8 protein-coding genes and 1 pseudogene are annotated in these 16,090 nt (G+C 62.4%); 6 read left to right on the top strand and 3 right to left on the bottom strand.

The window, feature by feature from the left end:
- Nucleotides 1-1,224, bottom strand: a complete 1,224-nt coding sequence (locus HX818_RS01165; RefSeq protein ID WP_177019323.1) for an OprD family porin — start codon at nt 1,222-1,224, stop codon at nt 1-3.
- Nucleotides 1,225-1,396: 172 nt separating this feature from the next.
- Between HX818_RS01165 and HX818_RS01160 the strand changes: the two genes are divergently transcribed.
- The 6 genes and pseudogenes from HX818_RS01160 (at nt 1,397) to HX818_RS31420 (ending at nt 13,576) form a co-directional block, all read left to right on the top strand.
- A complete protein-coding gene (locus HX818_RS01160; protein ID WP_003212270.1) occupies nt 1,397-2,293 on the top strand; it encodes a LysR family transcriptional regulator in 897 nt (298 codons plus the stop codon).
- Nucleotides 2,294-2,401: 108 nt separating this feature from the next.
- Entirely contained in the window at nt 2,402-3,841 is a 1,440-nt protein-coding gene (locus HX818_RS01155; protein ID WP_177019322.1) for a YfcC family protein, read from the top strand.
- A gap of 19 nt (nt 3,842-3,860) precedes the next feature.
- Nucleotides 3,861-5,663, top strand: coding sequence for a CocE/NonD family hydrolase (locus tag HX818_RS01150; protein WP_177019346.1), 1,803 nt, complete (start codon nt 3,861-3,863; stop codon nt 5,661-5,663).
- Nucleotides 5,664-5,727: 64 nt separating this feature from the next.
- A complete protein-coding gene (locus HX818_RS01145; RefSeq protein ID WP_177019321.1) occupies nt 5,728-11,472 on the top strand; it encodes a membrane-targeted effector domain-containing toxin in 5,745 nt (1,914 codons plus the stop codon).
- 151 nt (nt 11,473-11,623) lie between these two features.
- Nucleotides 11,624-12,721 (top strand): annotated as a pseudogene (locus HX818_RS31425) (methyl-accepting chemotaxis protein); the annotation flags it as partial.
- On the top strand, nt 12,713-13,576 hold the full coding sequence (locus HX818_RS31420; RefSeq protein ID WP_371132985.1) for a methyl-accepting chemotaxis protein: 864 nt from the start codon (nt 12,713-12,715) through the stop codon (nt 13,574-13,576). The pseudogene HX818_RS31425 and the gene HX818_RS31420, both read left to right, overlap by 9 nt.
- Before the next feature lie 651 nt (nt 13,577-14,227).
- On the opposite strand, the gene HX818_RS01135 is transcribed toward HX818_RS31420, so the two are convergent.
- Together HX818_RS01135 and HX818_RS01130 are read right to left on the bottom strand one after the other, a co-directional pair.
- Nucleotides 14,228-14,596 (bottom strand): glyoxalase superfamily protein, encoded by a 369-nt coding sequence (locus tag HX818_RS01135; protein ID WP_003212279.1) that lies wholly within the window; start codon nt 14,594-14,596, stop codon nt 14,228-14,230.
- A gap of 29 nt (nt 14,597-14,625) precedes the next feature.
- Complete coding sequence (locus tag HX818_RS01130; protein WP_177019319.1) at nt 14,626-16,089, bottom strand: amidohydrolase family protein; 1,464 nt, start codon at nt 16,087-16,089, stop codon at nt 14,626-14,628.
- Nucleotide 16,090 lies beyond the last annotated feature (1 nt).

Raw genomic sequence — 16,090 nt, 5'->3', positions numbered from 1 at the left:
TCACCACAGCGCCAGGTCGTACGTGAGGTAGACCCGGTAGTTGTCACGATCGCTCGCATAGGTCGAGCGATACGTGGCCTTGCGCAACTCGATGCCTACGCCTTTGAAGGTGCTGTCCTGGATCACGTAGCGCAGGTTGGTGTCCGACTCCCACTCGCGGGCTTCGCGGCCCTTGAAGTCACCGTTCTGGCCCTTGTAGTAACGGGTCATGAAGGTCAGGCCTGGCAGCACGGCGGCAAAGTCGTAGTCATAACGCAGCATCCAGGTTTGCTCACCGGCCTGGATGAATTTGCCGACACCTGCGTTGCTGAAGGAATACACCGTCGACACGCTGGCGTAGGGCAACGCGGTATTGCCGGTGACTTTCTGATAACCCACGCCCAGCGCCTGCGGCCCTAGCCGGTAGGTGAACAACCCGCTGAACATGTCGCTGTCGACCTTGCCATTGCGTGCCTCGCCCGCTTCGTTGCTGATGAAGTAACGCAAGTCGCTGGTCAGGCTGCCGGCACCCACTGGCTGTTTATGCACCAGGCCAAAGAACTGCTGGCGATAGAATTCACGCATTTCGCCGTAGTACCAGGTACCGCTTAGCTTGGGCGTGAAGGCATAGGTGGCGCCGGCGAAATCAAAGTCGCTGCCCTTTTTGCCGCTGTAACCCTGGGGATAAATGTCCACGCTGTCGGTCGAGTTTCGCAGCTTGAACTTGTCCAGGTGCCCGGCGTGCACGTACAGGTTACGGACGCCGCTGTACTCGACCTGAGTGCCCTGGAATGTTTGCGGCAGCAGCCGGCCATCGTTGTACACCAGCACTGGAATCTTCGGCAGCAGCGTGCCGGTTTTCACCACGGCTTCACCGATGCGCATCTTCGCGGTCACGCCCAGGCTTGAGAATTCGCTGGCCGCGCGGCCATCGTCGTGCACCGGCAATAGCCCGGTGCCGGCATGGGCGCGGCTGGAGTCGAGCCGGATCCCCGACAACCCCAGCGCATCGAGGCCGAAACCCACCGTGCCTTCGGTATAACCCGATTGCAGGTTGAGCAAAAAGCCCTGGGCCCACTCCTTGCGGTCCTCGCCGCCGTCGCGGTAACCGTCGTTGAAATAGTAATTGCGCAAGGTCAATTTGCCGTGGGAATCCTCCCAGAAACCCTGGGCCATCAGTGCCGGTGACAGGCTCGCCAGCAAGCCTGTGCACACCACTGCTCCCCTCGTGAAAAGCTCACGCATAACCGTCTCCCGAATGCCGTATTGTGGTTTTTTATGGGCAGTTGCTGCCTGCGACACGCTGGACGGCGCCTCGCATTGCGGCGGACACTAACGGCTCCTCGAACGCCCGGCAACGTTATGCGAGAAGCGCATCAGGCTATGCGCAAAGCCCTCAAACCACAGGAAAATCACGGTGAATCTCAAGCAGCTCGAAGCCTTCAAGGCGATCATGTCCACCGGTTCGACCATCGGTGCGGCGACCCGCATGGGCCTGTCGCAATCCGCGGTCAGCCGGTTGTTGAGCCAGCTGGAAGAGGCATTGGGTTTCGCGTTGTTCCTGCGCAAAAAGGGCCGCTTGATGGCGACCCCGGAGGCTGAAGAACTGCTCGCCGAAGTGGCCGGCCTGGTCGACGGCATGCAGCGTATCCAGCGCCTGGCAGATGAGATGCGCGTGGGCCGTTCGCGCAAGAGCCTGATCAAGGTCGGGGTGCCCACCAGCATGACCCAGGAGCTGCTGCCGCGGATCGTCGCCGAGTTTCTCAAGGGCCGGGAAGACATCGTCGTCGAGCTGCTGACCGGTTCCTACGACATGATCGAACGGGCCGTGCTCGACCGTTCCGCCGACCTCGGTTTTGTGCGCTTGCCTACCGAGATTCCCGACTTCGAGATTGAACCGGTGCTGGAAACCGAAGGCGTGTGCGTGATGCCCGCTGACCATCCGCTGACCCGCCACGCCTGCATCGAAGTGCAACACTTGCGGGACGTGCCGCTGGTAATGCTGGGCCGGCAACGGGCCCTGCGGGCGGAGTTGAACCAGGTGTTTCGCGCAGCCAACCTGACGCCACAGGTGCGGGTGGAAGTGCACTCGGTGGGCGCCGCGTGCAGCTTTGTCGCCGAGGGTTTGGGGGTGTCGATCGTCAATGGTTTGCTGGCCAGCCACTTCATGCATTTGCCGATTGTGGTCCGCCCGTTTCGACCGGCTTTGCCCTATGCATTCGGCCTGGCGTTTCGCGCGGATGAACCCAGGTCCAAGGTGGTGACGGCGTTTGCCGAGCACCTCAAGCACCGCCTGGCCGCACAAAACGCATAGCCCAACCCAGCCCGCGCATAACGTTGTCGCCGCTAAAACTTTGCCCTAGTGTCCGCACCACAAGTGTCACCCGACACAACAATAACAGCGCACACCGGGGCAACCAGCATGACCGAACCGCAGATCGTCCGTACCCACTCGCCCACTGAAACGCCGGTGGAAAAACCCGCGCAGCGCAAGCAGATCAACCCGGCCATCATTCTGTTGAGCATCGTGCTGCTGGCTGTCGCCTTCACCTACGCGGTGAACTCGGGCAAGTTCCAGCGCCAGAACGGCCTGGTGGTTCCGGGCTCCTATCAGGTGCTGGAAAAGCACGACTCCCTGGGCCAACTGTTCTCCCTCGAACCGCGCAAGGCCAGCGATACGGTCGCTCGGCCGGTATCGTTGGTCGAGGGCTTCATGGCCATTCCCCAAGGCATCGAAAAACGCGCCGCGCTGATTTTCATGGTGCTGTTCATCGGTGGGATGTTCGGCGTGTTGAACAAGGCCGGTGTGATTGATGCCGGTCTTGAACGCCTGCTGGGGCTGACCCGGGGCAATATCTACGTGCTGGTGCCCAGCCTGATGCTGGTGTTTTCCGCCGGCAGCACCTTCATGGGCCTGGCCAAGGAATTCATCCTGATCGTGCCGTTGATGGTGGCCATGGCCAACCGCCTGGGGCTGTCGAACCTGATCGGCCTGGCCATCGTGGCCATCTCGGTGAAGATCGGCTACCTGGCCTCCATCTCCAACCCGGTAGCGCTGTCCGTGGCGCAGCCGATGGTGGGGCTGCCGATTTTCAGCGGCCTGAGCATGCGCGTCCTGGCCTACTGCACGTTCCTGCTGGTGGGCATCGCGTTCGTACTGTGGAGTATCCGCAAGCACGGGTTTGATGCCAGCGCGCAGATCACCTTCGAACGCAAACCGCTGCCCCTGCGCCACCTGCTGAACCTGATCGTGCTGGGGGCCGGTATTGGTTTCCTGGTATACGCCTCGAACCGCTGGGAGTGGAAATACCACGAGCTGTCGGCGTTCTACCTGCTGCTGACCGTGGCGTTCAGCGTAATCGCCGGCCTGGGTGCCAGCACCGCCGCCAGCGCCTTTGTCGACGGCATGAAAAAGGTGCTGATCGCCGGTGTGTTGATCGGCCTGGCGACCGCCGTGGAAATCATCCTCAGCACCGGCCAGGTGCTCGACACCATCGTCAACAACCTCGCCAACCTGGTGGGCGATCATGGCCCGGTGGTCTCGGCCTACGGCATGTTCTTCGCACAGCTGGGCCTGGATGTACTGATCCCGTCCACCTCGGGGCAGGCGGCGGTGACCATGCCGATCTTCGGGCCGCTGGGACAGCTCTCCGGCGTCAGCCCGCAAACCACGGTGTTCGCGTTTTTGATGGGCAACGGCCTGACCAACATGATCACCCCGACCTCCAGCGGCCTGTTGGTATTGCTGGCCACCGCCAACGTCGGCTGGGGCCAGTGGGCACGCTACATCCTGCCGCTGTTTCTGATCTATGCGGTGCTGGCGATGGTGTTGTTGGCCATTGCCGTAGGCACCGGGTACTGAACCCATGAGTGTTTTTCCCATGCAGACGTTGCACAACCAGATGATCGCCATGCGCGACGGCATCCACCTGGCCACCGATATCTACTTGCCGCCCGGTCCAGGTCCGTTTCCGGTGGTGATCGAACGTACGCCCTACGACAAAAGCAAACCGTCGCGCTCGGAAATCCAGCTCGACGGCCAGCACATCTCCCGCGAGCAGATGGCCGCGCGGCTCACGGCCCAGGGCTTTGTCGCGATCTTCCAGGATTGCCGCGGGCGCTATGCCTCCGAAGGCGTGTTCACCAAATACACCGCCGAGGGCGAAGACGGTTGCGACACCCTGGCCTGGATCGTCGAGCAGCCGTGGTGCAACGGCAAGATTGGCAGCATGGGCCTGTCCTACGCCGCCCACACGCAACTGGCGATGGCCTGCCTGCATCCGCCGGGCCTCGCCAGCATGGTGCTGGACAGCGGCGGCTTCGCCAACGCCTACCAATGCGGGATTCGCCAGGGCGGCGCGCTGGAGCTCAAGCAGGCCACCTGGGCGTTTCGCCAGGCCAAGGAAAGCCCGGCGGCCCTGGCGGATCCGAAGATCCTCGAAGCCCTGGAACAGGAAGACATCCACCAGTGGTTCAAGCGCATGCCGTGGCACGCCGGGCAATCGCCCCTGCGCCATGTGCCGGAGTACGAAGCCTATCTGCTGGAGCAGTGGGCCCAGGGCGACTTCGGCCCGTACTGGCAAGCGCCGGGCATCTACGCCGAAGGGCATTACCACGATCTGCCGGATATCCCGGTGCTGTTCATGTCCAGTTGGTACGACGCCTATGTCAGTTCGACCCTCGCCAACTACGCGGCGTTTTGCGCCGGCAGTACGGCGCAGCATCAGTTGATCATGGGCCCCTGGCTGCATGGTGATCGCAATATCACTCACAGTGGCGATGCGCAATTTGGTGCGCCAGCGGCTTTCGACGGGCAGGTGGCGAAAGACTGGTTGAGCTGCCGCCTGGACTGGTTTGAACGCACCCTCAAGGGTTCACCGCTGCCTGCACCCGCGGCGGTGAAGGTGTTCTTGATGGGCGGTGGCACCGGTGAGCGCGATCAACAGGGGCGCTTGCAACATGGCGGGCACTGGATCGACAGTCATCAATGGCCGCTACCGGATAGCCGGCAACTCACCCTGCACCTCACCGCACAACGCCAACTGCAACCTGAACCACCGACCACCGAGGGCCAGCTCAGCTACTGCGCCGACCCGGCCGATCCGGTGCCGACCATCGGTGGCGCCCTGACCTCCGGCGCGCCGATTTTTGTCGGCGGCGCTTTCGACCAACGCGAGCGTGCGGACTTCTTCGGTACCCGTGGCGACCAGCGCCCCCTGGCCGAGCGCAGCGATGTCTTAAGCTTCCAGACCGAGCCACTCAGCCACGACCTGATCGTCGCAGGCCCGCTGCGCGTGGAACTGTGGATCGACAGCGATGCGCCCGACACCGACTTCACCGCCAAACTGGTCGACGTCTACCCGGACGGCTACGCCATGAACATCACCGACGGCATCCTGCGGGCCCGCTACCGAAACACCTGGGAGCACCCCACCCTGCTGACCCCGGGTGAGCGGGTCAAGGTGGCGATCGAACCCTTCGCCACCTGCAATCTGTTCCAGCGCGGCCACCGGTTGCGCCTGGATATCGCCAGCAGCAACTTCCCGCGCTTTGACGTCAACCCCAACAGCGGCGAAGCACCCGGCCAGGCAGAACATCCCAGGGTGGCGCGCAACACGCTACACCTGAGTACCGATTGCCCGTCACGCCTGATACTGACCGTGGTCGAGGCCTTGAGTAACTAACTACCGCCATCCACACGCCGAGACTGCGCACCCTCAGGGACCATTGACTCCCTGAGGACCGGCCATGCCCGCCCAGCCCCCGAACACATCACCACTTACCCCGGAACAACTGAACGGCTACCTGCTGCAAATCGGTCATCGTCTACAGATTTTCCCCAACGGCCACGCACCGGCAGCGCAGTCTTCTACCGAGTTGCTGGAGGTGCAGGCATTGCACACCGCCCTGGCAGAAGAAAGCCGCTGGAGCCTGCAGAACGCACAAGTGCATTACACCGTCCCCGGCGACTGGCTGATCCAGGGCGAGCCCGGCCGGTTGAACCGCACGCGCATCAGCCAGGCATTGCACAAGAAGCTGGCCGCCCTGGAAATCGAAAGGCGTCCCAACGGCCATTTACGCAAGAACTGGATACTCGACAGCCACCAGCCGATGCTGGAGGCCGAGGCCAGGCTGAAGGTCAAGGATCGCCTGCTCAGCCCTGCCGACCAGCTGCTGGTGACGAATATCGTCAGCGGCCCCGAGCTGCGCCCGGGTATCCATCGCCTGACGTTTCGCTACCGCCAGCAGACCATCGAGTTCGCCGGGGCGTTCGTCCTCACGCGCAGCCAGACACCGGCCACCCACCTGGAAATCGAGGACGGTGATGTGTTGCTGTTCACCCCTTCCCGAGGCCTGGAGGCTTTCACCTCGCTCAAACACCTGGACCGCACGCTGCAGGAGCGCATGAAGCAGTCGGCCTGGCGCCAGGAACTGCTGCAACACTTGCCGCGCCGTTACCAGCACTTGCGCGCGGCAAGTATCTGGCCGCTGGTGCCAGAGCCTATCGACAGCCTCCCGCTGAACGAACACACCTACAACGCCCTGCAGGACAAACAACATCAGGACATCGCGTTTGCCCTTGGCCTGGACGGCCACCCCGCGCCAACAGACGTCGCCAGAATGACCCTCGAACTGGACCAGGCGCTGCGCTGCTCGCCTTGGGACCTGTCCTCGCGCCTGGAACTGCGCGCGCAGCAGTTACTGGAAAAACTGCTCCACGAATCCGCTCCCGACTGGTACCGCAGCGCCAATGAGGCCCAGCGCAAAACCCTCGCCGAGCACCTGCGCACCTATGAACACCTCAGCCTGCAAGTGCTGGCGCTGCTCGGCCCGGCGGCCTCGCCGGAGGCCATGGCGCGCCTGCAATTGCTTGAGCACCTGGACGACAACCTGGATATCCAGGGCCTGATCCCCGAGCAACTGCAGATCAGCACTGAGCGCACCCTTAAGTCGGGCAACTCGTACAACCAGCACAACAACCTGGTGCAACTGGCGGTACGTGGCTTGCACCGTGGCGATGAACACACCGGTTCCGAGTTTCTCGAGCACACCCAACTGACCTACGCCCAGCAGCCATTGCCGCCCGAGTTCCAGGACGTCACCCCGGCTTACCTCGCCGAGCTGCTGGCCAAGGTTCAACCAAGCCTGACCTTCGCCGAAGAACAAAAGCGCGCCCACAGTTTGCCCGCCGTACAGGAAGCCATGCAGCAGATGCTCGACAGCCGCCTGCACGCGCTGGCCTACAGTGCATCGTTGCAAAACCATATCAGCGCGGACGACTACGCACTGCTGCAAACCCTGAGTGAAGGCCCCTCGCCCACACTCACTGCCTGCTGCCTGTTCCTGCACAAGGCTCCGCTCAAGGACCTGTGGGTGCTGCGCCAGACCGATGCAACGGGCGCGGTCAAACGCTTGCTGCTGTGCACGCCTCACGCGCCACGCGCCGAACAGTTCCAGGCCTTTGGCAGCGAGCGGGAATTGCAGGCGCATATCCTCGGCTGGAGCCAGGAGATAGCGTTCGCTCCCGGTTCGCGCAGCATGAAAGACTACCTGCTTGAACAGTTGGTCAGCCGGATCCGGCCCAAATACAGCGCGATGCTTTCCGCCCTGGGTTTTACCCCGGCCAGCCTTGAGTATTTGATGATCAGTTTCGGCGCGCCTTCCACCTACGAGGCCTGCCTGGTGGAAATGAGCACCACGACGCTGGCCATGCAGGCCGATGAATACCTGCATCAGATGCCCAAGTGGCTGAGCCAGGCATCGGCAGCCGACCGACAGAAACTCGCCGATCTCAAGGAACAGGCACTGGGCGCGGCACAGGCCTACGCCGCAAGCCCGGGTAGCCCACAACAGTTTCCCGACTTCGACAGTTACTTGCACAAGGCGGCAAAAGCCGCCCTCAACCAACTGCTCGGCAACCCGATCCCGGCGGTAGACCCAAACCTCGTAGGCGTGATCACCCCTCGCGAACGCGTCAGCTACACCACGCTGTACCGCAACGGCTACGACGCCAGCCTGGGCTTTATCAACCCCGACGCCAGCACCACCGCGCAGTTCAAGGGACCGCCCGGCGTCGACCTGAGTCGACTCACCGCGCAAACGGTGAGCAACTCGGTCAGAGGTACCTGGATCGGTGACCGCTATGTCGCCGAGGTCGAGAAAACCCTGTTGGACCCGCAAGGCCCCCACTATGCATGGCGCCGCAACATGGCCCTGGAGGTTGCCCAACTGCACATGCACGTCGCTGCGCTTGAGTGCTGCCTGCAAGGCTGCCTGGCAACAAGCGACCTGGCCTGGCTGGAAAAAAGCATCGACAGCCTGGCCGATAACAGCGATGCCGTGCGCAATCGGTATCGGCTCTATCCCCTGCACATCAGCGGCCAAGTGATCGATGGCTGCTACCTGTTCCACCACGCCAACGACCTGCCCCTGCTCTACACCCCGCACGCACCGGATGGCATCGCCTTCAGGCCGCAACGGGAATTCAACGAACGCCTGAAAAACCTTGAAGGCATGGACACCTACTACATCAGCCGGGTCGCCAGCGTTGAGCGCGCGGCGTTCGAGCCGAGGTTGCATGCGTTGGTGGCCGGCCTGCCGGCACAGCTCAAGGGGCTGTATTCCAAGCCGGTGTTCGATGAAGTGCCTCGCACCGCACTGCCGCTGAAGAACCTGCATTACCACACCTACGACAAAAAGCTGCGTCACCGTATCGACGAAGTCAAAAGCACCACCACCGGGCGCTTGCAGATGATCATGGAGCTGGTCAGCGTGATCGGCGAAATCACCATTGCCGTGCTGACCGCGCCCTTCCCGGCACTGAGCCTGGCCTTGGGCGGCTTGCTGGTGTTCAAGGATTCGATGCTCGCCCTGCATGCCTACAGCCGCAACGACACCGCCGCCGCGCTGGGACACTATCTGGGTGCGCTGCTCAATGCCGGCGGGACGTTGTTGACCGACCTGCGGCCCCTGCTGTTCGCCCCCGTCAAGCTCGCCCGTCCGCCGTTGCGCCATATTGCCCGGGTGACCAAGGACCAACAGGCCATGAGCTTGATCAAGCAACTACAACCGCAACCCCCATTGCCCCAGGGCATGCAGCCCGTGCTGTTTGCCGGCGACAGCCTGTGGGCCTCGCACACCCCGGACAGCCTGGGGCGATTCCTGTTGTTTCGCTACGACAACACCAGCGGGCAATTGCGCTCCACCGGCAAGCTGGTGAACCAGACGGTGGACGGCCAGTGGCAGCGCTCCGGTGTCATCGGTGGCATGCCTGGCCCGGAAAGGCTCGGGCAGCCCTATGAATTGTCGGAAAAGTTTCGCCGGGACGTAGCGGCCGTCATCGCCCCCGAGGACAGGTCGGCGCTGTTCCTGCAGATCGCCTACCTGGATCGAGACCTCAATACCCACAGCATCTGGATCTCGCGTCGGCAACTCGCCCCGGCACTCAAACAGCACCTGGACAATGTCAGGGCCCTGACGGATGACGCCGACGCGTTTTTTGCACGGTTGCCCGCCGTGGTTCCCCGGGCCGAAACCCTGAACCCGGCGCCAGACATTGCCCTGCGTGATTTGCTCAAGCTGCTGATCGATGACGCGCACCACCTGGTAGTGGGCGAGGCACCGTTTTCCACCGCGGCTAAACAGGTGCTGATCGAAAACATGCAATACCTGCGCGAACTGAACGTGACGGTTCTCTATATCGAGCCGCTGTGGCGCGACATTCATCACTTGAAAACCCACTCACGGTTTTCCAGTGGCTTCTCCAAACGGGCCGAGGGCCAGCTCAAATCCATCGACAAGGAAAATTACCGCGACCCCGACGGGTTGCACGGCCACTGGATGCTGGTAAACACCGCGCAACAGCACGGGATTGAGGTTCGGCCGTTGAACGCCTCAAGCTCCTACGACCTGGAAAACACCCTGTGCCTGTTTGATTCACGCCCGGCCCCGATTCGCTCCAACCGGCTGACCAACTTTTACTCCCACACCCTCATCAACGATGACCAGGCGAAAAAACCGGGCGAGCGCTGGATAGCGTTGGTTGATCAAAAACGCATGAGCACCTATCGCGGCACGCCGGGCCTGGCCGACCTGCAAAAGAGCATTGCGCTGCGGGTCGACGACGCCTTCGACCAACCCACCCGAGTCATCGCGGATGTGGCCGGCGGCATTCCCGGCGATGCCCTGGCCAAGGGCGACCTGAAGCTGTCGTTGCACACGGCACGCCAACCGGCGCCGCACCCGGGCCCCTCGGTGGAGCGCTCACATGCGCTACGGCCAACGCGCCCTCTGCCTGTTGAGGCGCCGCGCCACTTCAGCACCTTTGACCTGCCCCATGAACACCTGGGCCTGATCAGCGAGGAAATCACCTTGCCGATAGGCACGCGTGAAGCGCTCTTCGCCACCGCCTACAGGGAGACCGCCAGCAGCCGTCGCGCAGCGCAAACCACCTTCGACCAGACCCGCAAAAAACTTCAGGATCAGGCCCAGGCGTTTTTTACCGAACACACACCGCCTGCTCGGGGAGCACTGCCTGTGGTCGACCCGGCCCTGGATGAGGCGAAATTTATCGATCAACTGCTGGACACCGCCGATGGCCTGGTAGTCGGCGAAGCCCACGCCGGTACGTCGAGCAAAGGCTTCCTCAGCCGGCACATGGAATACCTGAAGGGCCCGCGAGAAGTAAAAACCCTGTACATGGAGCAACTCACCACCGAGCTGCATCAGGCCGACCTGGATATCGTCCACAGCCTGGGCTTTATGCCAGATGAACTGTGGAGCTACCTCAACGCATTGGACAAAGGCCACGGCGTACCGGCCGACAGCCCCTACGGTTTTGTCAGCCTGGTGCAGGTGGCGATGAAGCATAACGTGCGGATCCGCGCGCTCGACTGTGTCGCCAGCTTGCGGGTGGACGGCATGACCGGCTCCAGGACATCAATGTTCAACTACTTTGCAACCCAGGTGATCCGCGCCGATCAGCTTCAACAGGGGCCACACAAGTGGGTCGCGCTGGTGGGCGAAACGCACGCCAATACCCATCGCGGCGTACCGGGCATTGCCGAGCTCAACAACGGCATCAGTCTGCTGCTGGACGATGTGCCTCCGGGGTCGGCCAGCGGCTTTGTGCGTGAGCCCGCCAGCGTCCAGGCGCTGCCGCGCGAGCAGCAATGGCCATTGGTGCGCTACGACTTCAAGAAAAACGTCGAAGTCCCCGGTGCGCCATTACCGCCACCTGTCATGCCCGCGCCATCCCTCAGCCTCGAACAACGCCTGCGACGCAAAGGCGACTACCTGCTTCAGCGCACCCTGGACGACGGGTTGGAGATGGTCCATAAAAACCGCGACGGCGTACTGGTCCACACTGCGTTGCAGCAGGATGCCAGGGGGCACTTCGTCAATCGCTGGAGCCTGGATGACCGCCGTTTCAGCAGCAGGGAAGCGTTGATCGACATCATCACCACCAGCAAAAGAATGCGCCAAGTCCACTGATCCTCGCACCGCCCTCTGCATGAGGGCGGTGCGACCGCTCGTCGCTCACGTTCCATAAATCCTGCCCTCACGAAAAAACCGTTTCAGCTCTCGCCAGGGCTGCCGATACCTCCTGACTACCCATCGGCTGGTCGCTACTTCCAGCAACCGGATGTACCCGCAAATCTGTTCCTGGAGGAATGCGATGAATAGTTGGTTCGGCAACATCAGCGTCAATATGAAACTGGGCCTGGGCTTCGGCCTGGTACTGGTCCTCACCTCGATCCTCGCGCTCACCGGCTGGACCAGCCTGGGCGGCCTGATCGACCGCAGCAACTGGATGAGCGACATCACCCAGCTCAACGCTTCGCTGACCAAGTTGCGCATCGTGCGCCTGCAATACATGTTGGCCAACGGTGACGAAGCCGTGGCGCAAAACGTGCAGACCAACCTCGACAGTTTTGTGGCCCAGCAACAGAAGCTGCTGGACAGCTTCAAGAGCCCGGACAACCTCAAGCTGCTCAATGAGCAAAAAGCGATCATCACCGCTTACCAGCAGTCCTTGAACAAGATGCGCGAGGCCTACCGCAACGGTAACGCCGCGCGCCAGGTCATGGGCGACAAGGCTGACATTGCCAACACGCAGATCGACGCCCTGGATTCCAGCGTGCGTCAGATGCCCGATAGCGCCGAGCGCTTTGCCCAGTTCGAGGCCGTGACCAGCGCCAAGGAACAGTTCCAGTTGGCCCGCTACGAAGTGCGCGGCTACACCGGCAACGTCAACGCCGAGACTGAAGCCCGTGCCGCCGCGCAGATCGAGAAAGCCATCGACGGTCTGAAAGGCCTGCACGCAGCGTTTGGCGCCAGCCAACAGCCTGCACTGACGGCCCTGGAAACCGCCCTCGGCGCCTATCGCAGCGCGGTGCAGAACTACAAGGCGGCCAACGCCAACATCGTCTCGGCCCGGGCAGAAATGACCACCCAGGGCACCGACATTGTCACCATCAGCGACAAGCTGTACGACATCCAGCTGCAACGTCGTGACGCGGAAAGCGCCCAGGCCCGCAGCCTGCAACTGATCAGCACATTGCTGGCCTTGCTGGTGGGCATCGTGGCTGCGGTGATCATCACCCGCCAGATCACCCGCCCACTGCGCGAGACCCTCGCCGTGGTGGAGCGCATCGCTTCCGGCGACCTGAGCCACAACATCCAGGTGACCCGCCGCGACGAACTCGGCGTGTTGCAGCAAGGCATCCAGCGCATGGGCACCACCCTGCGTGAACTGATCAGCGGCATCCGCGACGGCGTGACCCAGATCGCCAGCGCCGCCGAAGAGCTGTCGGCCGTGACCGAACAGACCAGTGCCGGGGTCAACAGCCAGAAGATCGAGACCGATCAAGTGGCCACCGCCATGCACGAGATGACCGCCACCGTGCAGGAAGTCGCACGCAACGCCGAACAAGCGTCCCAGGCTGCCTCGGCCGCCGACGGTGAAGCCCGTGCCGGTGACAAGGTGGTGGCCGAAGCCATCGCCCAGATCGAGCGCCTTGCAGCTGAAGTGGCGCGCTCCACCGACGCCATGACGCACCTGCAACAAGAGAGCAACAAGATCGGCAGCGTGATGGACGTGATCAAGGCCGTGGCCGAGCAGACCAACCTGCTGGCGCTCAACGCCGCCATCGAAGCCGCCCGTGCCGGTGAAGCCGGTCGCGGTTTTGCGGTGGTCGCCGATGAGGTGCGCGGCCTGGCCCAGCGCACCCAGAAATCCACCGAAGAAATCGAAGGCCTGGTGGCCGGTTTGCAGAACGGCACCCAGCAAGTGGCCGCCGTGATGAACAACAGCCGCAGCCTCACCGACAGCAGCGTCGAACTGACGCGCAAGGCCGGTGTGTCACTGGAAAACATCACCCGTACGGTATCGAATATCCAGTCGATGAACCAGCAGATCGCCGCAGCCGCCGAGCAGCAGAGTGCCGTGGCGGAAGAGATCAGCCGCAGCATCGTGAATGTGCGGGACGTGTCGGAGCAGACTGCAGCGGCCAGTGACGAGACGGCCAAGTCAAGTGTGGAACTGGCGCGTTTGGGCGGGCAGTTGCAGCAGATGGTCAGCCATTTCCGGGTGTAAATCCCAGGCACAAAAAAGCCGCCCCGGTCGAAACCGGGGCGGCCCACTTCTCAGACCCTAACGGTCATCAAAGCTGTCCCGCAGGAATTTCCACACGTGATAAACACGCAGGGAGTTCACTACGAGGTCCCACGTACGTCGTGCAAACTTGGACATACTCGGCCCTCCATCAGTTGGGCCTACCTCCAGCGCACTTACCGGAACACGTGAGCCTTCGGACGCAGGTCAATGCTTCCAGTGAGGCGGCCGGGCTTTGGGTCCTCCCGCATGAATCCGGCACGGATTACTAGCCCGTGGCGTTCGGTCCATAAATTCGCGCGCGTACCCAGCCCACCTACAAACGACATACACAGAACGGGGGCGATACTAACGAACATCCCGCTCAAAGGTGTGACCTGGGAGAACTAATCCACCGGTAACGCTCCAAGAATTTATTGCCAGTTTTTGCAGTCGCCCTTAAATAGCGTAGATCTCAAAGAACTGAAAACACCGAGTGACACCAGGCCTTGCGTGATGCCTGAACCGACAGTAGTATCCGGTCAGCAGGTCAATGCTTCCGGTGAGGCGCAACCCCAGCCGCGAACTGGGATTGCAATAAAAAACCGCCCTACTAAGGCGGTTTTTTATTGCCTGCGATTTATGCGCGCAGCCTCAGCTGCTGACTTCTTCAACAAACACCAACCGGTTCCCCGACGGGTCGCTGATGCTCATCTCGCGGCTGCCCCACGGCGTGTCTTCAATACCGGGCTTGGCGTTGCGGTAATGCTTGGCCAGCAACTGTTGCTGGTACGCTTCCAGCCCTTGGGCCTGAATCCGCACCGCCGCACCTGGCGTGCAATCGCCATGGTGCTCGGACAAGTGCAGCACGCAGTCCCCCAGCGACACCTGCAGGTACAGCGGAAAGTTGTCTTCAAACCGGTGCTGCCAATCGACCTTGAACCCCAGGAAGTCGACGTAGAACTCCAACGTTTTGGCCTCGTCGAAACTGCGCAAGATGGGGGTGACTTTTCCTAAGTGCATGGCGATTGCTCCGTATTTGAGAGCGGCCACTATACGGCCGCAAATCCCTTTCGCAAATCCCCACTGCGCGCCAGGAATCGTCCGGACCGCTGCCCATTGGCCTGCCCGTCTCTGTAGCTGAGCACGCCATTGACCCACACACCGTCAATCCCTTCCGCCGCGCGCTGCGGCTCTTTGAAGTCCGCCACATCCCGCACCCGCAACGGATCAAACAGCACCAGATCGGCCCAGTGTCCTTCACGGATTTCACCGCGCTCGGCCAAGCCAAAGCGCGCTGCCGACAAGCCAGTCATCTTGTGCACGGCGGTGTGCAGCGGGAACAAGCCAAGGTCCCGGCTGAAATGCCCCAGTACCCGGGGAAACGCGCCCCACAGACGTGGATGAGGAAACGGATCTTCCGGCAAACCATCCGAGCCAATCATCGACAGCGGATGTGCCAGGATGCGCTGCACGTCGGTCTCGTCCATCCCGTAATACACCGCCCCGGCGGGTTGCAGGCGGCGGGCGGCGTCCATCAGCGGCACCGCCCACTCGGCGGCGATATCCTGCAGATCCCGCCCGCCCATTTCCGGATGCGGCGCAGACCAGGTGATGGTGATGCGAAACGCATCGGTGACTTGCTTGAGGTCCAGGGTCGAAGAGCTGGCCGCATACGGGTAGCAATCGCAGCCCACCGGGTGGGTCTTCGCCGCGTGTTCCAGCGAGGCCAACAACTGCGGACTGCGCCCCCAGTTACCGGCGCCCGCGCACTTGAGGTGGGAAATGATCACCGGCGCCTTGGCATGCCGGCCGATCAGAAAAGCCTCGTCCATCGCCTCCAGCACCGGTTCGAATTCGCTGCGCAAATGGGTGGTGTACACCGCGCCATAAGCCGTCAGTTCTTCACTCAACTGCAGCACTTCATCGGTCTCGGCGTTGAAGGCGCTGGCGTATGCAAGCCCGGTGGATAAACCTAGGGCACCGTCCGCCAGACTCTCCTGCAACTGCACGCGCATCGCGGTGATTTCACCCGCAGTGGCAGTACGGTGCAGGTCGTCCATATGGTTGCTGCGCAGCGCGGTGTGGCCGATCAGCGCCGCCGCATTGACGGCCGGGTGGGCGTTTTCCACCGCCGCGCGGTAATCGCTGAACCGTGGGTAGGCAAAGGCCTCGGCGGTGCCCAGCAGGTTCATCGGGTCCGGCGGATCAGCCTGCAAGCTCACGGGCGAGGCGCTGATGCCGCAGTTGCCGACAATCACCGTGGTCACGCCTTGGCTCAGCTTGGGCAGCATCTGCGGGTGACGGATCACCACCGTGTCGTCGTGGGTGTGCACGTCGATAAACCCCGGCGCCAATACGCGCCCGGCAGCGTCGATTTCATGCTCGGCGCTGTCCCGGGACAGGTCGCCGATCTTCTCGATACGGCCCTCGTGCACCGCCACATCGGCGACATAGCCGGGGGTGTTACTGCCATCAATGATCAGCGCCTGGCGGATCAGCGTGTGGTACTTCATT

This window comes from Pseudomonas sp. F9001 (genome assembly GCF_013385435.1).
Classification (GTDB): Bacteria; Pseudomonadota; Gammaproteobacteria; order Pseudomonadales; family Pseudomonadaceae; genus Aquipseudomonas.
Note: the sequence above shows the minus strand (reverse complement) of the source record. Positions and strands in the feature narration are given on the sequence as shown.